Raw genomic sequence first — 24368 nt, 5'->3', positions numbered from 1 at the left:
TCAATAGTTGACCCACAGCGGGTCTTGTTTCAGTTTAGGATTGAGGTTCAGCTCCCGCTGGGGCGTTGGAAAATGGATATGCCGCGGCGCGGCCTGGGTTTTACCGGCGGCCTTCAGCACTTTGACGTAGTAGTCCGGCCCGCGCCGTACCAGGTCAAACCATCGCTGGTATTCATACACCAGCTCTTTACGTCTCTCCTGGAACACCGTATCGCGGAAGTTGCCGGTACTTAAAGCCGGGGCCACGTCCTGCAGGCGCGCTACGCCCGAACGCTGCCGCACAGCGTCAATCGCCTGGTAAGCTTCCGCCACGGGACCATTCAGTTCATTCAGCGCTTCCGCATAGATGAGCAATACTTCCGCATAACGGATGATAGGGAGGTTTTTGGAAGATTCCCCCGGATTGCCCACCACAGCGGGATCATAGTATTTATTGAAGTGGGGGTCAAAGATGTACAGCTTTCCGTCGGCAGGGCTCACCATCTGCGTCACAAAGGTGACGGCTTTGCGGGCGTCGCCTTCCGCAAAACTTTCGTATAGCCCTCCCTGTTTGTGCAGCGCGTCGGCGTAATCACCGTTGATACCGGGCACCTCATTCGGTGCGGAGCGGCTGGCGAGGCTATTGCCCTGATAACCGGCGTTGCCCAGGAACTGTGCAGAAAAGATATGTTCGATACCATTTTTCTTCGCCACGTTGAACACATCCGCAAAGTTCTCAAACAAGCCATACCAGTGGCTGTCAATCACCTCCTTGCTTTTAACGGCCGCCTTGGCCCAGTCTTGCCGGGTGAGGTATACTTTCGACAGCAGGCTTTTGGCGGCGCCGGCGGTGGCCCTGCCGATGTCGTTGGCGCCGTATTCGCCCGGAGCAGGCAGGCTCTCCGCCGCTGTGAGATCGCTGATGATCTGCGCATACACGTCTGCCTCCGGCGCCTTTTCTACGTACAGCGCTTCGGGTGACAGTGAGGCCGGTTCGTGTAATATCAGCGGTACGGCTCCAAACCACCTTACCAGGTTGAAGTAATGCAATGCCCGCAGAAACTTCGCTTCATTGATCAGCCGGGCGCGCGCAGCTTCGGAGATGTTCTCTTTTTTAATCAGCGCGATCCGGTCGATAGCGATGTTGGAAACATTAATGGCATCGTAGCTCTGTTTCCATAACTGTTCCATCCTGTCGTTGGAGGCATCGTGCGTAAGCCCTGAAATGGCTCTTACATGCGCATTGCGGGCCCTTGGACCAGCTTCGTAATCGTCGGTGGCCATTTCCACACCGATCTGAAAGAGGCTGTTATACAGCGACTGGCCGGTTTCGTACAGTTTCCGGTAAGCCGCTGTCACAGCGGAGTTAGCCTGTGCTTCATTCTGATAGAAGTTATCGGTGATCAGTACTGATTCCGGATGTTCATCCAGCTTGGAGCAGGAAGCTGCTGACAAAAACAGTAACACACTATATCGTAAAAAGGCTTTTTTCATACGTTCATTTTTTTGGGAGATGATTAACGACTACAGGGTAACGCGGACGCCTGCACTGACCGTCCGGGAGACCGGATAAATACCCAGATCTGTTCCGGGAGAGACATTGTTGCCCGAGGTCACTTCCGGATCAAACCCGGTGTAGGAAGTCCATGTCAGCAGGTTTTGAGCGGATACAAATACATTGACCGCCGATATTTTCCTGATGATCGACTTGGGCAGGGAATATCCCAGCGTGACATTTTTCACCCGCAGGAAAGAACCATTTTCGATGAACCGGTCGGAGAACACGGGGGCGGGGTCCAGTTTTGCGCGTGGCATGGTTTGACTGGGATTGGACGGTGTCCAGCGGTCGAGGGCTGAAGCGGCAGCGTTCTGCTGACCGGTAAACAGTTCCAGCGACTGCCGGTTGGAGTTGAGGATTTTATTCCCGTAGGAGCCCTGCAGCAACACAGAGAGTGAAAATCCTTCCCAGGAGAAGTTGTTACCAAGGCCGAGTATAAAATCCGGTTGCGCATTACCGATGATCGTACGGTCGTTGGCGGTAGTAAAAATCCCGTCCCCGCTGATGTCTTTATACAGCCGGTCGCCTGCTTTGGGAGTGGCGTTGCCGGTATATTTTCCTTTAGCCGTTTCTTCCCCTGTTTGCAGGATGCCGTCTGTCACGGTGCCGTAGAAGCTGCCCAGCGGTTTACCTACTTGTATGATATAATTGCCGCTGATATAAGACTTCGCGCCATTTCCGATTTTCAATACTTCATTGCGGTTAAAGGAGAAATTAAAATCCGTGTTCCAGGTGAAAGCGCCGGTAAAGTTCCTGCTGCTGAGGCTCAGCTCTATGCCTTTATTGAGCACGGAGCCAAAGTTCTGCAGCGAGGACGTTTGCCCGGAGGTCCACGGTATTTCTACATTCAGCAACAGGTTGGTCGTTTTTTTATAGTAAGCGTCTATGGTAAACAACAAACGGCTATTGAGGAAAGCCGCATCCAGGCCGGCATTGTACTGGTAGGTTTTTTCCCATCCCAGCTGGTCGTTGGCCAGGCGGGAAGGGGCGAAGCCGGTGGCCATATTTTTACCGAAGAGATAGTTCAGGCTGTAGAGGGTAGCCAGTGACTGGTACTCGCCTATTTCGAGGTTACCGGTAGTGCCGAAGCTGGCGCGTAGCTTCAGGTCGTTGACGGTCCTCGCAGCGTCTTTAAAAAACGGTTCGTTGCTGATGCGCCAGGAAGCGGCGGCAGAGGGGAAATATCCCCATTTGTTGCCTTTACCGAAACGGGACGAGCCATCTGCCCGGATGCTGGCCGTAAAATAATAACGGCTGTTGTAGTTGTAGTTAACGCGTGCCAGGTAGGAATGCAGCACCCATTCGGTGGCGTCGGCAAAGGGGCGCACCAGCGTGGCCCCGCTTTGTAAACTGTTGTAGGTAAGGTCGTCTGTAACAAAGTTCTGCGCCCCGGCCCTGACGATATCACTTTTGAATTCCTGCTGGGTGAACCCGGCGAGCACATCAAAGGTATGCTTTGCAATATTACGTGTATACGTCACCGTATTTTCATTCAGCCAGGAGTAGGCGTTGTAGGTACCGCGGGCGGCGCTGCCTTTAGTTTGTATGCCTTCGTAGATGGTGGAGGGGATGTAGTTCTTTTCGGAGGTATTGTTGACATCTGCGCCGAGCAGCACTTTCACATGAAGGCCATCGAGGATGCCGTATTCTGCAAAAGCCGTTCCCAACAGCCGGTTCGTAGTGGATTTATTCAGTTGTTCATTGATGGTGGCCACCGGGTTGGCAAAAATGTTTTCAAAAGGGTTACGCAGCGTATAGCTGCCGTTGGGTTCATAGATAGTGGCGGTAGGCGGCATCAGCAGCAGGGAGGTGATAAACCCGGAAGGGGCCACGTTGGCGTCTGACTTATTAACAGAAAGGCTGGCGCTGACCTTCAGCCTGTCTAACGGCTGCGCATCTACGTTGGCCCGTATGCCCAGTCGCGTGAAGTCGGTATGTTTAACGATGCCCTGCTGATCGAAGTAGTTGCCCGAAAGCAGGTAGCGGGTTTTGGTGTTGCCGCCGCTGATGGACAACTGGTGGTTCTGTACCGGCGCCGTGCGGAACACGGCATCCTGCCAGTCGGTGCCTTTGCCCAGCTGGCTGATTTGTCCCGGTGTCAGGTACTGGTTGGGGCCTTTCGCGGGATTGGCGTCATACAGTGCTTCATTACGCAGGATGGCGAAATCATGTGCGTCCAGCAGGTCAATTTTTTTACGGAGCGACTGTACGCCATAAGAGCCTTCATAATGGAGCGTGTTCCTTTCCGCTTTGCCTTTGCGGGTGGTGACGATCACCACGCCGTTGGCGCCGCGGGAGCCATAGATAGCGGTGGAGGAGGCGTCTTTGAGGATATCGATACTTTCGATGTCAGCGGGATTAATGGCCGCCAGCGGGTTGACAGGCGTACCTGTGAGGATACCGGGGCTGGCGGTGCTGTTGTAGATCGGGAAGCCGTCAATCACATACAGCGGTTCGTTGCCGCCCTGTATAGAGCTGCCGCCGCGGATGCGGATGCTGACGCCGCCGCCGGGCTGTCCGGATGTCTGCGTTACCTGTACGCCGGGCACTGCGCCTTTCAATGCCTGGTCGAAAGAGCTGACCGGCTGTTTGAGCAAAGGTCCGGAGACAGAGGCTATCGCGCCGGTGAGGTCACTTTTTTTCTGGGTGCCGTAGCCCACTACCACCACGTCGTTCAGCTGGCTCTGTATGGCTTCCAGCGGGATTTCAATATGGCCGCCGGTAGCGGTGACTTCTGTTTTGCGGTAGCCGATATAACTGATGATCAGGGTGTAAGGAAATTTTTGGCCGGTGACGAAGACAAAGCGTCCTTCTGCATCCGTGGAAACGCCGTGGGTAGTGCCTTTGATGTTGACCACCGCGCCCGGTAAGGGTTCACGGGTGCGCGCATCTACCACCCGCCCTGTAAGGTGTGAATTGATCAGGGGCGTGGTAGGCACCTGCGCTGCCGCCAACAGCGGCAGGAGATAAAGCATGGATAGCCCTATCCATGCCAGTATGTTTCTGCGTGACATTCGTTGCATGTTTTAAAAGTTTGGACCGCTGCCGCTGGTTGCCTGCAGCAGGACATAACAATACCAGCCCGGAGAAAACGGGCTTCTCAGAGAAATGATGAAAAGGGAAAGTGCCGGAAAGCTGTTACCGTCTACAACAGCATACGAAACAGCACCGCGCTCCGCATGAACGGTTAATGTTGTCAGTGGTTGACATCTACTTAAAGTTTAGTATTGAAGAATAAGTTGCCGCTAACACTGCTGCCGGTAGTTTTATCGGGTGGTGCTAAAAACTACACAGGGCCTGTTCTGCTGTAAATAGATTGGTTTTGCAGTGTATCTGATAATGACAACGGCGTAAAAGTAATACTATTTTTATTAGTACACAATATTTGTAGACTATTAGTAGTAAGATTTTTTTGGGGGGCTGTCCCGCCGTTCAAATTCCTGCGCAATAATGGGATAAAAAATGAGGGGAATTTTTGAAAGTCACCGCGTAAATACACTGCGTAAGCGGACGGTAACTTTGAAACACATATCTTATATCCGCCGGCCGGCAGGTAACCATTGTAAACCCTTATTCCTCATTGCGGTTTCGCGCCGCCATATTTAAAAATACAGACGATGCAAAAGCTATTGTTCATGGTTGTTTGTTTCCTCGCATTTCGGGGAAGCATTCAGGCCGCCCCTCCTTCCTTTACACGCCCGCATTCTTTACCAGCAGATATTACAGACAGCCTTAACTACATCGATGTGAAAGCCATGGGTGCCCAGGGCGACGGAGTCACTAACGACAGCGCAGCGCTCAGGGCAGCAGCAGCTCTCGCCTGCAGCGAGGGTAAAAATTTATACTTCCCGCCGGGTGTTTATAACCTGGGAGATCTTAAAAAGTCACAGCATGTGATAGACATTTATGGTGCACGCGGTATGGTCATTTCCGGAAATCAGGCCACACTTATCTGCAGGAGCACCACAGCTGGTGATAATCAGTCTGATCCTCCCCGTATATTCCAGGTATCCGATTCCCGGGGTATTACTTTCAGAGGGCTACGATTTGTGGACGGCGGGTATTCTGATTCCGCTACCTATAAGGGGGCATATGGCATCTATATTCCCGCTACCTCCGGCGATGTTACCAATGTAATCGTCGAAAATGTAGAGGGCAGCTCTGTACTTGGACTGATGTTCAGGGCTTACTCGTCCAGCCGCTTTGAAAACATCAACATACGCAACGTACGGGTGGAGAAAAGCTACTATGGCTTTATCCTGAACGATCCCAGGAACCTCCGTATCAGCACTTACCGGGCCGACAGTCTGAAACGGGCCCTCTTTCTTACCGGCGGCCAGTTCATTACTGCCGACATTCACAGCAATAACCATCAGGCAGCCAGTGCAGAGGTGCTGCTGAAATGTTATGGCATCCCGTTAAAAAATGTCAGAATTCATTACCGCAGTGACAATAGCAAGTCTGCCGGTAATGCTTTCGTATCACTGGAGCAACAAGGTACCTCCGGCGAATTTCTGATAGACAATGTGGACATAGACGTGGATTGCAGCGGAAGCACTGTTGGCTTTCCTGTAGTCATCAAAGCGCTGGATGCGGAGGGAAACATTGTGCCCACTACCGACAAACACTGGGACAATATACGCATCCGGGGGCTGTCGGCCGGAGTGCCGGGAAGGCAGGTCCAGGTACTTTCCATACAAAACAAACCGGGATTGATAGAGGTTTCACCACAGCTGGACCCTAACAACTTTCTTCCGTCCTATTACCCGGGCTTCGTCAGATTAACAGGCCACACATGGAACTACACGATACCGGGCCCGCTGACCGCGGCCAGTCACTTTATAGACCTGTCTAAATTCCCTGGCTTTCCAGGCCGCGTAGGCACTATAAAAGTACGCGCTGTGCTCATAGAAAACACCGGCCTGGGTGCCGCCACCAGCATGACGTTCCAGGAAGACGTACTTTTTGTGTCCGTTGCTAATAACGGCATTGTGACGATCATCAATCAGGCTAACCTGCAGAAGAAAAGTACGGGCAACACTGTTTCTACCGCCAGTTATACGGCCAGCGGAACAGGAGTGAATGTTACTTTCTCCGGTTATGGCAATAGCCTCTCCGTAGGCTATCTGGCAGCGGAACCTTTTCAACAGTAAAAAAACAGCCCCGCCGCCTGACTATCAGGTAGTGGGGCTGCCACATAAAAAGCATTATATAAAAGTGCTGTTCCGAACCTCCACCACCGCATAGTATTTCTTGCGGCCGGAAAGCTGCCAGGTAAAACTCTCTCCTTGTTGCAGTCCCATCAGGGCCAGTCCAAACAATGACAATGCGGAGATACCGCCGGCTTGCTCGTCTGCTTCATCCGGTGGCATCAGTTTGTATTCCAGGTTGATCCTGTTCACCGTATCCCGGATGATAACGGTGGAGTATAAACGGGAAGCACTGTTAGGAAAATCGTCGACCGGTAATATACTGGCTGTTTTGATTTTCTCCAGCTGTTGCTGTTGTATCTGTTTGTCATACATCAGCGGCGGATCGTTTTTCTGCAGGTGATCGATCAGCAGTTCATAATCTTTCTTTAGTAATAACAGCGGTGCTTTATGAGTGGTCATGATGTGCGGTATTTTTTTCAGACAATAGACTGCCTGCTGCCGTTATATACAACGGCAGGCAGCAATGGCGGCCCGGTTGACGATGGTATTATGATCGTCAACCGCTTGAAATAATCCCCGTTCCGCGCTAACAGCCGGAGCGGGGATTAATTATTGAAGTCTTTATAGTTTGAAAAGAAATACAGCCTGCCACCAGCAAATGGCGTAACGCCTGCCAGCTGGAAGAGATTGGCAGGAGAGAAGAAAATGAATATGGAAAAAAGATTTTTCACTTCCCGCAAAGATACTAAAAATAGCGGGAAGGCATCCGGGTAGTCAGCGGGTACGCATAAACGAAAACGGACAGGCTAACAGCAGGATGGATAATCAACGAAGGCTCCTGGTCATCAGGGTTTCATCAAAACCTACTCCATAATGATAAGCAGTGAAGTCCCTTACTTTCTGCCAGCCATGTTTATAGTAAAATGCCAGTCCCACCGGCGATGCGGCCAGTTGCAGCGTGTCCAGTCCCTGGGCGCGGGCATAGTCTTCCAGGTGCGCCATTAATCGTTTTCCGATCCCCTGGTTTACATTTTGGAGCCTTGTATAAAAGCCAAACACCCAGTTATCCTCCAGTGCCACGGTACCTACTATTTCGCCGTTGATTTCCGCGCAGAAGACGGCTTGTCGTTGCAGCTTTTCCATCATGACCTGTTCGGAATAGTATCTGATAAAGATGTCCCACTGTTCGTTGCTGTAGTGGGGCTTCAATAAGGCGTGCGCGTTTTCGCAGATTAAATCGCTTAACTGTCTGGCGTCTGAAAGGGTGGCTTCTCTGATAATAACTGGTTCCATGTTAAACTATTTAGTGGCAGAAAAGGTATGCTACGCCGGCTATCGCACATTGGCCCGGGCGTAAGGACCGTCGGAAGGCTTTATCTCCCTTTGTAGTGGTGTGGCAAAGCGATCAGCACAAAACGCAATAAACCGGGAAAGATAAACTTGTATAAAGTTGCTGATTATTGCGCGGGGATACAACAGGTTATTAATAAAAAAGGGCGCTCTTTTCAGAACGCCCTTTTGCCTGCGGTGAGGGAGGGATTCGAACCCTCGGTACAGGTTTAAGCCCGTACGACGGTTTAGCAAACCGTTCCTTTCGGCCACTCAGGCACCTCACCATTTCCTCCGGAAGGGGCTGCAAAAATAGGAAAAGTTTTATATTCTCCAAAAGCAATTTGATTTTTTTCGGATTTTTTTTGTCCGGTGGTGACTTTGCGGCTGAGTATCATGTAATACGGCCGGCCATCTTCCGTCCATACGGATGGCTCAAGGCCCTTTCTGGCAAAGTGTTGCAGGGCATTTACGCCATACGCTCCCGTTTTCAAATTGTACCTATAGCGGCAGTGCCGGTCAACTATTTTATCTTTTCGATATCGCGCTAAGCGGGAGCATGATATTTTCTGCCGCACAGGAATGCATCCTGTCAATTGCTACGCCGGTGCGTTTGTTGGCTCACCGCCTGCGGGCCTGTATTTCTTTATATGGACGCACCGTTTTCTGTTGCCGCTGTTTCCGGCTATAGTTGATTTTATGCAGGCAGGCGCGCGGCGCTTTCTGTGTGTGGGTAATATTCAGCCTCTTTTCCGGTTCGCCCGGTAGCTGCAGATCCCGGTGGATAATGCGCCCAATCCTCACTGGTAGTGTTGAAGCGCACCTAAACATATAAAAATAACATAATATAAATAATAAAAAATAATGCCGCTTCAGTGTGAAGCGGCATTACTCAAATAGGTTAGGGGAATGGCCTTACATAGCGGCCAGCTGTACTTTTTGCTGTAGTTCGATGACGCTGTCGCGAAAATTATTATCGGTATCCATCAGGTCTTTAACGGTCTGACAGCTGTGGATCACGGTAGTATGGTCCCTGCCGCCGAAATGTTCGCCGATGGTTTTCAGGGAATTTTTTGTAAATGACTTAGCGAGGTACATGGTTATCTGCCGTGCCTGTACGATTTCGCGCTTACGCGTTTTCTGCAGCAGTTTATCGTAAGGAACGTCGAAGTATTCGCAGACCATTTTCTGGATACTTTCTATAGTAATTTCTTTGGAAGAAGTTTTGACGAAAGACTTCAGTACGCGTTTGGCGAGTTCGAGGTCTATCTCTTTACGGTTCAGGGAGGACTGCGCCAGCAGGGAGATGAGGGCGCCTTCGAGTTCACGCACATTGGTTTGTATGTTGTAGGCAACATACTTCACCACTTCTTTGGGCATTTCCAGTCCGTCGTTTTTCATTTTGAGTTCCAGTATTTCCATTCTGGTTTCAAAATCCGGGATCTGGATATCCGCGCTGAGGCCCCAGCGGAAGCGGCTCAGCAGACGCTCCTGTACGCCATCAAGGTCCTTTGGGGCCTTATCCGACGTAAGGATCAGTTGTTTGCCCGACTGGTGCAGATGGTTGAAGATCGCAAAGAAAGCGTCCTGCGTTTTCTCCGCACGGGCAAAGAACTGGATGTCATCCACGATCAGCACGTCTATCAGTTGATAGAAGTGAATGAAGTCGTTGATGATATTATTTTTCGAGTGATCAATAAACTGGTTGATGAATTTCTCGGCGCTTACATACAGTACCGCTTTATTCGGATGAATACGCTTTACTTCATTGCCCACTGCCTGCGCGAGGTGTGTTTTTCCCAGTCCAACGCCACCGTAGATCACCAGTGGGTTGAAAGACGTACCACCTGGTTTTTCCGCGACCGTTTTTCCTGCCCGGCGCGCCACACGGTTACAATCTCCCTCTATATACGCATCAAACGTATAGTTTGGATTGAGCTGAGAATCGATCTGTACCCGTTTGATCCCCGGGATAACAAATGGGTTCTTTACCGGGTTATGTATGGTTAACGGAAAGTCTACCTCATTATCTTTCTGGGGCTTCGTGAACTGCGTAGGCATGTTCACAGTTCTGGGATGCTGGTGTGGTGTACCGTTCTCTACTACAATGCGGTATTCCAGCCGGGCTTCTTTACCTAATTCTCTTTTTATTGTTTTCCCTAACAATCCCACATAATGCTCTTCAAGGTATTCATAAAAGAATTGGCTGGGGACCTGGATGGTTAAAACATTGTTTTCAAGTTTAATGGGCTTAATAGGCTCAAACCAGGTTTTAAACGGCTGCCATTCCACAATATCCCTAATTATATTAAGACACCTTTCCCAAACTTGTTCGCAAGTTTTATTCATTGAGATAAAAAAAATTAGTTGTTTCTTAATTAAGGATGCTGCTTAGTTCTCGAATTTTAGAAATCTTCCAACGCAGGATGTTGAAAAATTTTTCAGACAGGACGACGAATATCTGTAGAAAATGTTGAAAAAAAAAATTTATCTACCCTTGTTTATATTCTATCGACAACAGTGTGTTGATACTGCGCCATGCCCTGCTGCCAGCGCTTTACAGCACTAACGTTACACGGATTTAAGTACTATAAACTCCGTTGATTAGCAGCATCTTTGTCTTTCTCATTGTCCTTTTTATCATAAATATGGATATATAACTGATAAAATAATATCGCACCTTCTCATGGCAAAAAAAACGACCACCGGAAAAGGGTGAGATATTCACAATTTTTTCCGCGAGGGTGCAAAACTATGTTAGTATCTCCATTTAAAAAAATGTGTTTCGAATTAGTTATTACCAGATAAATTCAGTAGATCTTCGCGCGCCTGCTTTAAATAAAAAATATTTGCACGCACTTGGCTGAATACCGTATCTTTGGTGCTTCTGAATTTAAAAAATTTTTCTATGAGTTTTGAAATTACCGGAAAGCTGATTGTGAAGTACAACACGGTACAACGCAGCGAAACTTTTAAAACAAGAGAGTTCGTTATTGAGAAATCTGATGATATCAACGGCCGTGTGATTAACAACTATATCAAATTCCAGTCCGTACAGGACCGTACAGGTATCGTTGACCGGTTCAATGAAGGTGAAAACGTTAAAGTTTATTTCAATATCAAAGGCACCAGATGGGAAAAAGACGGCAAGGTCAACTACATCACCAACCTGGACGCATGGCGTATGGAATCTGTAATGGCAGCTCCCGCTCCCGGCGCAGACCCCATGCCTAACTACAATACTCCGCAGATGCCTGCTGCCGGCGATGGTGGCGACGATCTGCCATTCTAATTACGAATTACGGATTACGAATTACGAATTAAGGACTATCACATTATAAAGGGCTTCCAATGAACTTTAAAGTTTAGAACCCTATATAACGTGATAGTCCTTAATTCGTAATTCGTAATCCGTAATTCGTAATTGATTTTCCTAACTACGCTTATGCAACAACAGATCTCCCTGAAGCTGACGCCTGCCGACGCAGCGCATCCCCACCGTATTACCACACAGGCCGCCGCCACGCTCGGCGTGAAGCCCGCCGCCATCACAGGCTACCACCTCCTCAAACGCTCTATCGACGCACGTTCCAGGCAACAGGTATACTTCATCCTCACCCTGCTCGTATTTGTCAATGAACCCTTCCATGAAAGGGTACATGCGCACCCGGTGTACAAACCACTCGCCGCCAATGCGCCCGCTGTCATCATCGCAGGCGCCGGCCCCGCCGGCCTCTTTGCCGCCCTGCGCCTCATCGAAGCCGGTATCAAACCCGTTATCCTCGAAAGAGGTAAAGATGTACGCGCCCGCCGCCGCGACCTCGCGGCCCTCAACAAAACGGGCATCGTAAACCCCGACTCCAACTACTGCTTCGGGGAAGGCGGCGCCGGCACCTACTCCGACGGGAAACTATATACCCGCTCCAACAAAAGAGGCGATATCAACCGCATCCTCAACATATTCGTGCACTTCGGCGCCGACGAGAAAATCATGATCGACGCACACCCGCATATCGGCACCAACAAACTGCCGCATATCATTACGGCCATGCGCGAACAGATCATCGCCGCCGGCGGAGAAGTACACTTCGAACAGAAAGTCAGCAGCCTCCACATACACAACGGCGCCATCACCGGCGTGGAAACCACCGCAGGACACACTTTCAGCGCCCGCCACGTTATCCTCGCCACCGGCCACTCCGCCCGCGACATCTTCATCATGCTGCACCGGCAAAACATCCTGCTGGAAGCCAAACCCTTCGCCCTCGGCGTAAGGGTAGAACATCCACAGGAGCTGATCGACAGCGCCCAGTACCATTGCGACCTACGCGGCGAATACCTCCCGCCGGCCAGCTACAGCCTCGTGGAACAGGTGGAAGGCCGCGGCGTATTCTCCTTCTGCATGTGCCCCGGCGGCATCATCGCCCCGGCCGCCACAGATCCCGGTGAACTGGTGGTCAACGGCTGGTCGCCCTCCAAACGTGACAACCCCTACGCCAACTCCGGCATGGTCGTTACGGTAGATGAATCCGACTTCGCCCCATTCGCCCACCATGGCCCGCTGGCAGCCATGTACTATCAGCAGGCGGTGGAACGCCAGGCCTTCCTCGCCGGCGGCGGCCACTTTGTGGCGCCCGCCCAGCGCATGACCGACTTCGTGAAAGGGAAAATATCAGCCACACTGCCCGAATGTTCCTACATCCCGGGCGTCAACAGCACCGACCTGCGCACCGTACTGCCCGCAGCCGTACACCAGCGCCTCGCCGGCGCCTTCAAAGCTTTCGGCCGTAAAATAAAAGGCTACTATACAGATAATGCCATCCTCGTGGCCACCGAATCACGTACTTCCTCTCCCGTTAGAATACCGCGCGACAACGATACCCTCGAACATCCGCAACTGACGGGCTTATACCCCTGCGGCGAAGGCGCAGGATACGCCGGCGGCATCGTCTCCGCCGCGATGGACGGGGAACGCGTGGCCGCTATGATCGCCACCCGCCTCCACCACTGATCCTGATGAAAGACACAGCATATTATTCACGAATAATTGCTAAATTTTCATCATGAATCTACTCGAAGTCAAACACCTGAAAAAATACTATGCCACCCACAAAGCTGTGGATGATATCAGCTTCGATATCCGGCAAGGCAGTATCTTCGGTCTGCTCGGCCCCAACGGGGCCGGGAAAACCACCCTGCTGCGCATGATCACCGGCATATTCTATCCCGATGAAGGTTCCATCCGGCTCAATGGCCACCCTTTCGACCCCCAGCGGGATGCCTCGCTCATCGGTTACATGCCCGAAGAAAGAGGCCTGTACAAAAAAATGAAAGTAGGCGAACAAACCCTCTACCTCGCACGCCTCAAAGGCCTCAGCGAAAAAGAAGCCACGGAGAAAATCAAAAAATGGTTCGATAAGTTCGATATCAACTCCTGGTGGAACAAACGCGTGGATGAACTCAGCAAAGGCATGCAGCAAAAGGTACAGTTCATCTCTACCATCATGCACGATCCCAAACTGCTCATTCTCGACGAACCCTTCTCCGGCCTGGACCCCATCAACTCCAACCTGATCAAACAGGAAATTTTTAACCTTGCGCAACAAGGCACCACCATTATCTTTTCCACCCACCGCATGGAACAGGTGGAAGAGATATGCGACCACATCATGCTGGTCAACAAAGGCCATAAAATACTCGACGGCAGCGTCAAACAAATCAAACAGGACTTCAAACAGGGACTCTTCCGCATAGGCCTCGGGGTAACGCCCAACGCGGCACAGATGGCCACCTATCACTTCACCATCGTCAGCATGCACGAAAATACCGTGACGGTCAGGATGAATGAAGACAGCTCCACCAACGACATCCTGCTGCATTTCATCCATCAGCGTATACCCGTTACCTATTTCGAGGAAATATTACCCACCATCAACGAAGTATTTATCACCCAGGTACAGCAAACGGAGCAAGCACCTGTTGCCACAGCTGCGCAGCAACCCGCCTGATCACCCCCAGCACATCAACTATGAACAAGATATGGCTCATCATTAAAAGAGAATTCCTGACCCGCGTCCGCAAACGCTCCTTCCTGGTGGTTACCCTGCTGGTACCCATCGCCTTTGCCGCCATGATCGTCATCCCCATCCTCATGGCTGTCAGCGGCAACGAAAGCAAACGCATCGCGGTCATCGATAAAAGCGGCATTTTCAACAACAACCTGCCGGACAAAAAAGGCGTCTACTTCAAATACCTGCCAGACGCCAACCTCGACAGCCTCAAACGCCACTACGAAGCAGCCGATTACTCCGGTATCCTTTATATACCGGATATTGATATTAACCGTCCCGCCGGACTGGAATACTATAGTAAAGGCCAGGCAGGCATCTCCCTGGAAACGGCTATCAACAACGATATCAACAATGTTATCGAGAAAAAACGCATGGAGCAGGAAGGGATCGACAAATCCAGGCTGGATGCACTGCGCTCCAATATCACCGTGGAATTCAAAAGCGGTGACGATGAAAAGAAAGGCAACTCATGGGTAGCCTATGGCGTTGGTTATGCCAGCGGCTTTACCATCTATATCGTACTGCTGCTGTTTGGCACCTCCGTGATGCGCGGCGTGATGGAAGAGAAAGTGAACCGCATCGCGGAAGTAATGATCTCCAGCGTGAAACCTTTCCAGCTCATGATGGGTAAAATTGTGGGCATCGCCGCTGTAGGCCTGCTGCAGTTCCTGATCTGGGGCGTGCTCATCAGCGTTATCTATGCCGTGATCCCGCTGTTCCTGTCGCCCGAAAGTATCCAGGCCGCCAGCCAAAGCAATATGATGGCGCAGAACAACAATGCAGAAGCAGCCGAAGCCTTCCGCCGCGTATCCGACGTAGTGGGCAGCATTAACTGGTCACTGCTGCTGTCCTGTTTCATATTTTATTTCCTCGGCGGCTACCTTTTCTACTCTTCGCTGTTTGCCGCCATCGGCAGCCTGGCGAACGAAGACGCCACCGACGTGCAACAGCTTACCTTTCCCATCACAGTGCCCATCATCATCGGTATTATGATCATGATGAAAGCCGTACACGATCCGGGAAGCCCGCTGGCCGTATGGGGCAGCATCATTCCTTTCACCTCGCCCATGGTGATGATGGCCCGCCTGCCTTACGGTGTGCCGGGCACCGTGCCTTACTGGCAACTCGGGCTGTCTTTTGCCCTGCTGATCGGTGGATTTATCCTGACCACCTGGGCCGCCGGAAAAATATACCGTACCGGCATCCTGTTATATGGTAAGAAAGTGACGCTGAAAGAAGCCCTGAAATGGGTGATAAAGAAAGGATAAGGCATTTAGAGATTTTTTGATTTACGGATTTTTTGATTTCGTGAATGTATAAAGCGAAGACCAGGGCGAGTATAAAAGCCGCTCTGGTCTTCGCTCTTTATTCTAAAAATCAAAAAAGCCGTAAATCAAAAAATCTCTAAATATCTCCTGCCAGCTGCCTGCGTACAACCTGGAATTCATTCCAGATGTCCTCCACGATGGCCGCAGCGGGTTTAATATCGTGAATCAACGCGCTGACCTGCCCTATCTCCAGCTCTCCTTCTTCCAGATTACCTTCGAACATACCGGTTTTAGCGCGGGCGCGTCCCAGCAGAACTTTCAGCGCATCGGGGTCTGCGCCGCCGTCTTCCGCGGTTTTCACCGTTTCGTAAAAATGATTTTTAATAAGACGTACAGGGGTTAATTTCTTGAGGCTTAACATGGTATCGCCTTCTTTGGCGTTGACCACCGCTTCCTTGAAATTAATATGGGAAGATGCTTCGGGGGTTGCCACAAAACGGCTGCCTACCTGCACTCCGGAGGCGCCCAGCGCAAAAGCTGCTGCCATGGCTCTTCCGGAACCAATGCCGCCCGCAGCGATCACTGGTATCTGCACTTTTTCACAGACAGCCGGTATCAGCACCATGGTGGTGGTTTCCTCCCGACCGTTGTGCCCTCCCGCTTCAAAGCCTTCCGCCACCACAGCATCCACGCCGGCCGCTTCGCTTTTCAGGGCAAAAGCCGAGCTGGACACCACATGCACCACTTTCACGCCCGCCGCTTTCAACACCGGCGTCCATGTCTTGGGATTACCGGCAGATGTAAACACCACCTGTACTTTCTCTTCCAGGATGATGTTGATCAATTGCTCAATATCCGGGTACAGCAGGGGCACATTCACCCCAAAAGGCTTGTTGGTAGCTTCTTTACAGCGTTGGATATGATGCTTCAGCACATCGGGGTACATACTGCCTGCGCCGATAAGGCCCAGCCCGCCTGCATTACTCACTGCACTGGCTAAACGCCACCCGCTGGCCCATATCATGCCGGCTTGTACAATCGGGTATTGTATCCCGAACAAAGAGGAAATCCGGTTCATGCAACGAATATAACATTTTAGCCCAGATCGATTTCTGTATTGTCGCCGATATTAAGGCTCTGGCTAAGGCCGCGGATATTGGCATCGCTGCCTATCAGCGAGGACTTCAGCACCACCTCATACAGGTTGCTGAATGAACCGATAATGGAGTCCTTCACGATGGAGTAGTTGATCACCGTATTATCGCCTACGGCCACGTTAGGGCCGATGATGGAGTTCTTGATATTACAGCCTTCTCCGATACTTACCGGCGGTATGATAATAGTGTTCTCATACGGCAGTACCGGATTATTGGCCAGTTTGTACTTTTTCAGCAGGATGGCATTGGTTTCCAGCAGGGTATCCTTGCGGCCGCAGTCAAACCAGTTGATCACCTTGAAAGCGTTAAAACGCACGCCGTGTTCTATCATACATTCCAGCGCATCAGTGAGCTGAAACTCGTCATGTGACTTGATATGATTGTCGATATTGGCTTGCAGGCATTCATAGAGCTGCGCGCTCTCCTTGATCTTATAAAGGCCTACCAGCGCAAGGTTGGACTTGGGGATCTGCGGTTTCTCCACCACCCGGGTGATCTTGCCGCTTTCATCCAGTTCCGCCACCCCGAAGTTGCGCGGATCATCCACCTTCTTCAATCCCAGTACAGAGTAAGGAGAAGACACCACTTCCTTGAAATCACACTCACAGATGGTATCGCCCAGTACGATCAGCACTTCATCGTTGCCTACTACTTCGCGGGTCAGCAGGATAGCATGCCCCGTGCCTTCGCGGCTGTTTTGATGCACGAAGTGGCAGGTCAGCTGCGGGTATTTCTTTTCAACGTAGTGCTGGATTTTTTCCCCCAGATACCCTACCACAAAAACAAATTCCGTGATGCCCGCTTCCACCAGCTGATCCACAATGATGCTCAGTATGGTCCTGCCGGCTAATGGGATGAGTGCTTTGGGTTGTGTATATGTATGTGGCCTGAGCTTAGTGCCCGCCCCGGCCACGGGTATTATTGCCTTCATGTAGTTGTAGTTAGGATAAGCTCCGAATGCCGCGAAAATAGACAATTATTTAGTTATTTGGCCATTTGGTCACTGGGTTATTGGAGAGTTCATTTACACCCGACACTATTAATGAACTCCTTAAATAATCAAATAACCAAATATCTAAATACCAAAATATTCCGAATTGCATTTGATCGGGAGTTATTCTAAATTTGCAGCAAATTTTAAGGCATCATGCAAAGAGACCAGCAAATATTTGATATTATCCGCCAGGAATTGGAGCGTCAGCGCCATGGCATCGAATTGATCGCATCTGAAAACTTTACCAGCTTGCAGGTAATGCAGGCCATGGGTAATGTGATGACGAATAAATACGCCGAAGGCTACCCTGGCAAAAGATACTACGCAGGCTGCGAAATCGTGGACCAGAGCGAACAACTGGCCATTGACAGGGCTAAACAAATATTTGGGGCTGCTTATGCCAACGTACAACCTCACTCCGGAGCACAGGCCAATGCCGCAGTAATGCTGGCCATCCTGCAGCCCGGTGATAAAATCCTCGGCCTGGACCTCAGCATGGGCGGTCACCTGACCCACGGTTCTGCTGTAAACTACTCCGGCAAGCTTTATGAACCTCATTTCTACGGCGTTAATAAAGAAACAGGCCTCGTGGAATACGATAAAATGGAAGAAATCGCCAACCGCGAAAAACCCAAACTGATCGTATGCGGCGCCTCTGCCTACAGCCGTGACTGGGATTATAAACGTATCCGCGAAATCGCTGACCAGGTAGGCGCTTTCGTACTGGCAGACATTGCGCATCCTGCGGGCCTTATCGCCAAAGGACTGCTCAACTCACCGTTCGAACACTGCCACTTCGTAACCACCACCACCCATAAAACACTGCGTGGCCCCCGCGGCGGTATGATCATGATGGGCAAAGACTTCGAAAATCCTTTCGGCCTGAAAACTCCGAAAGGCGAAATCCGCCTCATGAGCTCCCTCATCGATACCGCTGTATTCCCCGGTATCCAGGGTGGTCCGCTCGAACACGTCATCGCTGCCAAAGCCGTGTCTTTCTTCGAAATCCTGTCTGACGAATACGACGTGTACGCCAAACAGATCCTGAAAAACGCCCAGGCCATGGCTAAAAGCTTCGTGAACAGAGGCTACCAGATCATCAGCGGCGGTACAGACAACCACCTCATGCTGATAGACCTGCGCAATAAAAACATCTCCGGTAAAAAAGCCGAACAAACCCTGGTGAAAGCAGAAATCACTGCCAACAAAAACATGGTTCCGTTCGACGATAAATCTGCTTTCATCACCTCCGGTATCCGTGTAGGCGTTCCTGCCATCACCACCCGCGGCCTGAAAGAAGGTCATATGGAGCAGATCGTTGACTGGATCGATCAACTGCTCATGGACGCTGATAATGAAGCCCTCATCACCAAAGTAAGAGGTGAAGTGAATGGCTTCATGCAGCAATTCCCGCTGTACCCGGAACTCTAAGAAGACCACAATACCAGTATAGAAGGCTGACCTCACCGGTCAGCCTTTTTTGTTCCCCATGGACAACCCAGCCCCCCTGCGCTTACGCCCCCATTTCAACACCTTCCCATCCCCCCTAAAAAAAAATTTTGATTTATGATCTAAAGTCGTACTTTCACAGTGTACTAGTTAAGTAGTACACTAAATCACACGATATGATTAACATCCAATCCCTGAAATTCAGCTACCGCCCCAACAGGCCCCTGTTCGAGGATCTCAGCCTCCGGCTGGAAGCAGGCCATATATATGGCCTCCTCGGCAAAAACGGCGCTGGCAAGTCCACCCTGCTCAAACAGATCGCCGGTTTGTTATTCCCCGACGGAGGCGCCTGTGAGGTAATGGGTTATAAAACAGCGAAGCGGCAGCCGGCCTTCCTCCGGGAAATATTCCTCGTACCGGAAGAGTTCAACCTGCCTAAAATCAGCATCCGCACCTATGTAAAGGCCAACGCTCCTTTTTACCCCCGTTTCGATGAACAGGCCTTTTACAGCTACCTGAGGGAATTCGCTATCCCGCAGGACCAGCAACTGACCAACATGTCTTACGGCCAGAAGAAAAAAGTCATTATCAGCTTCGCACTGGCAACCAATACCAAAGTGCTGATCATGGACGAACCCACCAACGGCCTCGATATTCCCTCCAAAAGCCAGTTCCGCAAAGTAATGGCAGCCGCCGTTACGGACGACAAATGCATGGTGATATCCACGCACCAGGTAAGGGACCTCGACAACCTGATAGACAGCATCGTCATCATCGACGACCACAAAATTATCTTCCACCAGGATGTAGGCACCGTAACGGATAAACTGAGCTTCAAACTGCTGGCCCAGCTGGACGACCGCCTGCCGATACTGTATGCAGACAGTAGTCTCCGCGGCCACTCCGTGATCATGAAAAATGAAAACATGGAACAAAGCAAAATCGATATGGAGCTGCTGTTCAACGCTATCCTCTCCAACCGCCAACCCATTCAAGAACTTTTTAACTGATTAAACCCATGCAATCTAACAACGTACTGGATTTCCGCCGCCTGGGCTACTATTTCCAATACCATATACTCGCATCGTGGAAATCGTATCTGCTGGGAGCCCTCTCCATCTTTGGCCTGTTGATGCTGGTTCCGGCCTTCATGCTGCTCACAGACAACGCTCCGCATGAACTGAGCGAGGTAGTCGGCTTCTATTATTTCGGTCTTTTCTTCGGAGGCCTGCTGTTCACCAGCATGGCTTTCAGCGAGCTGGCCAGCAAAGAAAAAGGAGCGCAGTTCCTGATGTTGCCCGCTTCCCATTTTGAGAAATTCATCACTATTTTCCTGATCACCACGGTGGGTTACCTCCTTGTTTATCATATCGCGGCCTATGCAGCATTGCTGTTTCTCAACAAAGTATCGCTTATCAGAAACGAAAGGTCTTTACAGCTCGACTGGAGCTTTCTGACCAAAGAGGACGGCCATATCTATATCTACTACGCTTATCTTTTCTGCCATGCGCTGTTTTTACTGGGAGCTATATACTTCGCCCGGCTGGCCTTTATCAAAACACTGGTGGCCACGCTCGTTTGCCTTGCAGGCCTTTATCTGCTGAACACCCTGTTTGTGTGGATACTTTTTGCCGGCCATATGCAAACACCTTTTCAAAACGCGCCTTTTATTCTCGTAGGGGTCCACGACGGCATGTATAAATCGAATGTATACGTGATTTCAGAAAAGATGATCAACAGTTATATATTCAGCGCACAATACCTGCTGGCGCCCGCTCTCTGGACCATCGCCTATTTCCGGTTAAAAGACAAGGAAATCTAAAACATTGCGACATGGAATTCAAAGACTCTCAAGCCATTTATCTGCAGATCGCAGACTATATATGTGAACAGGTGCTGTTGAACAAGTGGCAACCGGAAGAACGCATCCCTTCTGTAAGAGAACTGGCCGTTCAGCTGGAGGTCAACCCCAACACCGTCATGCGCACCTGTGAACTGCTCCAGCAACAGGAAATCATCTCCAACAAAAGAGGCATCGGGTATTTCATCACCCCGGACGCCGTTAAAAAAATCAGGCAGTTCAAAAAGGAAGCGTTTATCTCCAACGAACTGCCCAGCCTCTTCCGCAGCATGTACCTGCTGGATATTGATGTGGATGAACTGAAACCGTATTACGAAAAATTCAAAAAATCTAATTTCAAATAACATGAAAACCAGCAATAAATTATTACTCGGCTTCCTGGGGGCACTCGTGTTATTGATGCTGTGCACCGATATTGTGCTGCGTGCCAATTACAGCAATGGAATTACCAATGTCAATTCCGGCGGACCGCGGGATTATGCAGCTCCCACCACGATAACGCTGCAACCGTTTCAGATAGTGAAAGTGGAAACTGCTTCCGGCCAGCCACAGCATGATAGTATCCGCTCGGTCAAGGTCAAACAAATCAAAACGATGGATGGCAATACCACCAGTGAGACGACGATCACCAGCACCTGGCCTGCAGGCTTCCTTAGCATAAAACCGGACGAAAAGTATACGCTGACCAAATATACATCCGACAGCATATCGGTACGCTACGCCGCCGACACGCTGATCATCACCGTATTCAAATCCGGCGACCTGGAACTGAAAGCGCCGGCGATCAAACAGGTCATTGCACCTTCTTCGCATTTGCGGTTTAACGATATGAAGTCCTCTTCACTGACTGTTACCGCGGGGCCGAAAGCAGAGACGTACTTTTCGAACAGCCAGATAGGCATCCTTTCTTTTTCCGGCGGTCGTGAAAGCAATCTCGTTATTGATGATGCCACGAAGATCGACAGTGTGGACATTCTCCTGGCCAGAGGCTCCAGGCTTGAATTCCGGGGCGCTTACGAGCGGGGGACCATGCAGCTGGACAGCCTTCGGGAAATCCATCTTTCACCAATGGTGTTGCAGCGTATCAGGGAAATAAAATAAATACTAACGTTAAGGATTATACGATTTACGACTTTACTTCAAATCACGGGGACGACTATCCATTCATCCTCCTGTCATCACAAAAAGAATCGAAATAAAAAAGCGTCCCGATGTTTATCGAGACGCTTTTATTATGATGTTTTACCTCTCTCAGAATTGGGTGGCCAGGTAAGCCATGGTGCCCATTCCTATTTCAATGGCTCTTTCGTCTACATCGAAAGTAGGCGTATGTACACCGGAGGTGATCCCTTTTTCCTTGTTACCGGTACCGAGCCGGAAGAAGCAGGCTGGTACGATCTGCGAATAAAACGCGAAGTCTTCCGCGCCCATGCGCAGTTCTGTGTCTTCCACCTGCTCTTTGCCGATGTAGTCTTCAGCCAGTTGCCTGGCTTTGGCGGTAACGGCTTCATTATTATACAGGGTGGGGTAACCCACGAGAATGTCGATATCGATATCAGCGCCCGTCGCTTCTGCGATGCCGGCTGCCTGTTTGCGGATCAGCTCATGCGCTTTAAAACGCCAGGTTTCGTCCATCGCTCTGAAAGTGCCCATCAGTTTTACTTCGCTGGGAATCACATTGGTGGTGAAACCGCCGTTGAAAGCACAGATAGACAGTACCGACGGGGAGAAAGGGTTGTTGTTGCGGGAAATCACCTGTTGCAGGCTTACCACCAGCTGCGAAGCCACCAGGATGGTGTCTACGGTGAGATGCGGCTGGGCGGCGTGCCCGCCTTTGCTTTTCACCGTGATATAAATCTCGTCGGCGCTGGCCATGTATTTACCGGCGCAGAATCCCAGTTTGCCGGTCTCCATGGAAGGATGCACATGCAGGCCCAGGATAGCGTCCGGACGGGGGTTTTCCAGCGCGCCTTCTTCGATCATGATGCTGGCGCCGCCCGGGTGTTTTTCTTCACCGGGCTGAAACAGGATTTTGACCGTTCCTTCCAGCTCATCTTTCAGTTCATGCAGTATTTTGGTAGCGCCCAATACCACAGTAGTATGTACGTCGTGGCCACAGGCGTGCATAATGCCGTTGTTCACCGACTTATAGGACACATCGTTGGCCTCGTTGATGGGTAGCGCATCGATGTCTGCCCGGAGGGCGATGGTTTTGGAAGCAGGATTTTTACCTTCTATGAGCGCGATAACGCCTGTTCCGGCGATACCTGCTTTATAGGGCACGCCGAATTTATCCAGTTGCTGCTGAATAAATTCGGAGGTTTTATATTCCTGGAAAGATAGTTCGGGATGGGAGTGAATATGGCGCCTGATGTCTATAAAAGCAGGTGCATAGGCTTTAGCCAGCTCTTTAATACGGTTCTTCATTCGACAGTTCTTTATCCGGTGACACGTTGATAATGGCTGGAACTACAAATACGCCGCCTGAAAAGAGGCTGGAGAGCTTGTCGCGCAACTCGCTGGCTTCCTCGCGGGTTTTGAAATCGCCTACGCGCACTTTAAAATAGGGTGCCTGATAATCCAGGTATGTACGATAATCACTGTACAGCTGCATTACCCGGGCTTTGGCTTCATTGGCATCGCCGCGCTTGTTGGTAGAGATCACCTGTACCCGGAAACCGGATTGGTTGCGGATGGCCAGGGTGTTGATGTAGATCTGTTTTCTGATCAGCGCGTCCAACCGGCTATCCTTGATCACTTTTACCGAACCATTGCCGGACATGGTATAGTCCTGCGCCATGGCCCAGCTACTTCCCAACAGGCAGCAAACCAGGATGAATAATTTTTGCATGAATACTGTATAATTAAAAATTAATAATCTGAATGAGCAGTGTCTTCTCCGCCTTCCTTCACGATCTGAACGCTGGCACTGGCCCCGATACGGGTGGCGCCGGCTGCTATCAGTTCCGCTGCAAAGGCAAAGGTACGAATACCGCCGGAAGCTTTGATCTGTATATTATCAGGCAGATTAGCCCTCATCAGCTTCACCGCCTCCACGGTAGCGCCTTTTTCAGCATAACCGGTAGAGGTTTTCACAAAGTCCACCCCGTATTTACTGTAGAGCTGGCAGCATTTGATGATCTCTTCTTCCAATAATATGCCACTTTCAATGATCACTTTGATCACTTTTTTCTTTTCCCGGACGATATACATCAGATTGGCGATCTCTTTTTCGAGGTATTCCCAGTCGTTGTTTTTAACTGCGGAGATATTGATGACCACATCCAGTTCGTCAGCGCCATCTACAATGGCCAGCACTGTTTCCGCCACTTTCGCTTCGATGGCAGAGTACCCAAACGGGAACCCTATAACGGTGGCTACTTTGGTATTGGTGGCGCCCAGAAACTGTTTGGCGACTTTCACATAGGGCGGGGGCACGCAGGCTGCAGCGAACTCATATTCCACACATTCCATGCACAGCTTCTTAACATCTTCCAGCGTGGTAGTGGGTTTTAAAATCGTATGGTCAATATATCCATTTATCATGGG

At 50.5% G+C, this 24368-nt stretch carries 21 protein-coding genes and 1 tRNA gene; 10 read left to right on the top strand and 12 right to left on the bottom strand.

Annotation, left to right across the window (positions count from 1 at the left end; genetic code table 11):
• Together HF324_RS03935 and HF324_RS03930 are read right to left on the bottom strand one after the other, a co-directional pair.
• Positions 1-1473, bottom strand: coding sequence for a RagB/SusD family nutrient uptake outer membrane protein (locus tag HF324_RS03935; protein ID WP_168809737.1), 1473 nt, complete (start codon positions 1471-1473; stop codon positions 1-3).
• A 30-nt stretch (positions 1474-1503) separates the two neighbouring features.
• Positions 1504-4551, bottom strand: a complete 3048-nt coding sequence (locus HF324_RS03930) for a SusC/RagA family TonB-linked outer membrane protein (protein ID WP_168861943.1) — start codon at positions 4549-4551, stop codon at positions 1504-1506.
• A 603-nt stretch (positions 4552-5154) separates the two neighbouring features.
• Between HF324_RS03930 and HF324_RS03925 the strand changes: the two genes are divergently transcribed.
• Positions 5155-6690, top strand: a complete 1536-nt coding sequence (locus tag HF324_RS03925; RefSeq protein WP_168861942.1) for a glycosyl hydrolase family 28-related protein — start codon at positions 5155-5157, stop codon at positions 6688-6690.
• 54 nt (positions 6691-6744) lie between these two features.
• Here the strand turns inward: HF324_RS03925 and HF324_RS03920 are convergent, their stop codons facing one another.
• From HF324_RS03920 to dnaA, 5 genes are all read right to left on the bottom strand, one after another.
• Positions 6745-7149 (bottom strand): GreA/GreB family elongation factor, encoded by a 405-nt coding sequence (locus tag HF324_RS03920; protein WP_168809733.1) that lies wholly within the window; start codon positions 7147-7149, stop codon positions 6745-6747.
• 366 nt (positions 7150-7515) lie between these two features.
• On the bottom strand, positions 7516-7983 hold the full coding sequence (locus HF324_RS03915) for a GNAT family N-acetyltransferase (protein WP_168809731.1): 468 nt from the start codon (positions 7981-7983) through the stop codon (positions 7516-7518).
• A 232-nt stretch (positions 7984-8215) separates the two neighbouring features.
• Positions 8216-8306, bottom strand: a tRNA-Ser gene (locus HF324_RS03910).
• Positions 8268-8513: a hypothetical protein gene (locus tag HF324_RS03905; RefSeq protein WP_168861941.1), complete on the bottom strand. Its 246-nt coding sequence runs from the start codon at positions 8511-8513 to the stop codon at positions 8268-8270. Before HF324_RS03905 ends, HF324_RS03910 begins: the two co-directional genes overlap by 39 nt.
• A 421-nt stretch (positions 8514-8934) precedes the next feature.
• The gene (gene dnaA / locus HF324_RS03900) at positions 8935-10368 is read right to left on the bottom strand and encodes a chromosomal replication initiator protein DnaA (protein WP_078669113.1); all 1434 of its coding nucleotides are present in this window, start codon (positions 10366-10368) and stop codon (positions 8935-8937) included.
• Between the two features lie 559 nt (positions 10369-10927).
• Between dnaA and HF324_RS03895 the strand changes: the two genes are divergently transcribed.
• The 4 genes from HF324_RS03895 (at position 10928) to HF324_RS03880 (ending at position 15358) form a co-directional block, all read left to right on the top strand.
• Positions 10928-11311 carry a DUF3127 domain-containing protein gene (locus HF324_RS03895; RefSeq protein WP_078669114.1) on the top strand — a complete coding sequence of 128 codons (384 nt, stop codon included), beginning with the start codon at positions 10928-10930 and terminating at the stop codon, positions 11309-11311.
• Between the two features lie 153 nt (positions 11312-11464).
• The gene (locus HF324_RS03890; protein ID WP_168809729.1) at positions 11465-13030 is read left to right on the top strand and encodes an NAD(P)/FAD-dependent oxidoreductase; all 1566 of its coding nucleotides are present in this window, start codon (positions 11465-11467) and stop codon (positions 13028-13030) included.
• A gap of 52 nt (positions 13031-13082) precedes the next feature.
• A complete protein-coding gene (locus tag HF324_RS03885; protein ID WP_168809727.1) occupies positions 13083-14027 on the top strand; it encodes an ABC transporter ATP-binding protein in 945 nt (314 codons plus the stop codon).
• Positions 14028-14047: 20 nt separating this feature from the next.
• Positions 14048-15358 (top strand): ABC transporter permease, encoded by a 1311-nt coding sequence (locus HF324_RS03880; protein WP_168809716.1) that lies wholly within the window; start codon positions 14048-14050, stop codon positions 15356-15358.
• Between the two features lie 136 nt (positions 15359-15494).
• Here HF324_RS03880 and HF324_RS03875 read toward each other — a convergent pair whose 3' ends face one another.
• Positions 15495-16436: an NAD(P)H-dependent flavin oxidoreductase gene (locus tag HF324_RS03875; protein ID WP_168809714.1), complete on the bottom strand. Its 942-nt coding sequence runs from the start codon at positions 16434-16436 to the stop codon at positions 15495-15497.
• 17 nt (positions 16437-16453) lie between these two features.
• Positions 16454-17446: a sugar phosphate nucleotidyltransferase gene (locus HF324_RS03870; RefSeq protein WP_168809712.1), complete on the bottom strand. Its 993-nt coding sequence runs from the start codon at positions 17444-17446 to the stop codon at positions 16454-16456.
• 216 nt (positions 17447-17662) lie between these two features.
• On the opposite strand from HF324_RS03870, the gene glyA reads away from it, so the two are divergent.
• The 5 genes from glyA (at position 17663) to HF324_RS03845 (ending at position 21920) form a co-directional block, all read left to right on the top strand.
• The gene (gene glyA, locus HF324_RS03865) at positions 17663-18940 is read left to right on the top strand and encodes a serine hydroxymethyltransferase (RefSeq protein ID WP_168809710.1); all 1278 of its coding nucleotides are present in this window, start codon (positions 17663-17665) and stop codon (positions 18938-18940) included.
• 194 nt (positions 18941-19134) lie between these two features.
• Positions 19135-19968, top strand: a complete 834-nt coding sequence (locus HF324_RS03860) for an ABC transporter ATP-binding protein (protein ID WP_168861940.1) — start codon at positions 19135-19137, stop codon at positions 19966-19968.
• Positions 19969-19976: 8 nt separating this feature from the next.
• Positions 19977-20780, top strand: a complete 804-nt coding sequence (locus tag HF324_RS03855; protein WP_168861939.1) for a hypothetical protein — start codon at positions 19977-19979, stop codon at positions 20778-20780.
• 11 nt (positions 20781-20791) lie between these two features.
• Positions 20792-21163, top strand: coding sequence for a GntR family transcriptional regulator (locus tag HF324_RS03850; RefSeq protein WP_168809704.1), 372 nt, complete (start codon positions 20792-20794; stop codon positions 21161-21163).
• A gap of 1 nt (position 21164) precedes the next feature.
• Positions 21165-21920 (top strand): hypothetical protein, encoded by a 756-nt coding sequence (locus HF324_RS03845; protein WP_168861938.1) that lies wholly within the window; start codon positions 21165-21167, stop codon positions 21918-21920.
• A 150-nt stretch (positions 21921-22070) separates the two neighbouring features.
• Here the strand turns inward: HF324_RS03845 and HF324_RS03840 are convergent, their stop codons facing one another.
• From HF324_RS03840 to deoC, 3 genes are read right to left on the bottom strand one after another with little or no spacing between them, the layout of a single operon-like run.
• Positions 22071-23246 carry a M20 metallopeptidase family protein gene (locus HF324_RS03840; RefSeq protein ID WP_168809700.1) on the bottom strand — a complete coding sequence of 392 codons (1176 nt, stop codon included), beginning with the start codon at positions 23244-23246 and terminating at the stop codon, positions 22071-22073.
• Entirely contained in the window at positions 23230-23670 is a 441-nt protein-coding gene (locus HF324_RS03835) for an SPOR domain-containing protein (RefSeq protein WP_168809698.1), read from the bottom strand. The genes HF324_RS03840 and HF324_RS03835 overlap by 17 nt, the downstream gene beginning before the upstream one ends.
• Before the next feature lie 20 nt (positions 23671-23690).
• The gene (gene deoC / locus HF324_RS03830) at positions 23691-24365 is read right to left on the bottom strand and encodes a deoxyribose-phosphate aldolase (RefSeq protein ID WP_168809696.1); all 675 of its coding nucleotides are present in this window, start codon (positions 24363-24365) and stop codon (positions 23691-23693) included.
• Positions 24366-24368 lie beyond the last annotated feature (3 nt).

Origin of the sequence: Chitinophaga oryzae (assembly GCF_012516375.2) — a bacterium.
GTDB classification, from domain to species: Bacteria; Bacteroidota; Bacteroidia; order Chitinophagales; family Chitinophagaceae; genus Chitinophaga; species Chitinophaga oryzae.
The sequence above is the reverse complement of the archived record's forward strand: the minus strand, read 5'-3'. Positions and strand labels throughout refer to the sequence as shown.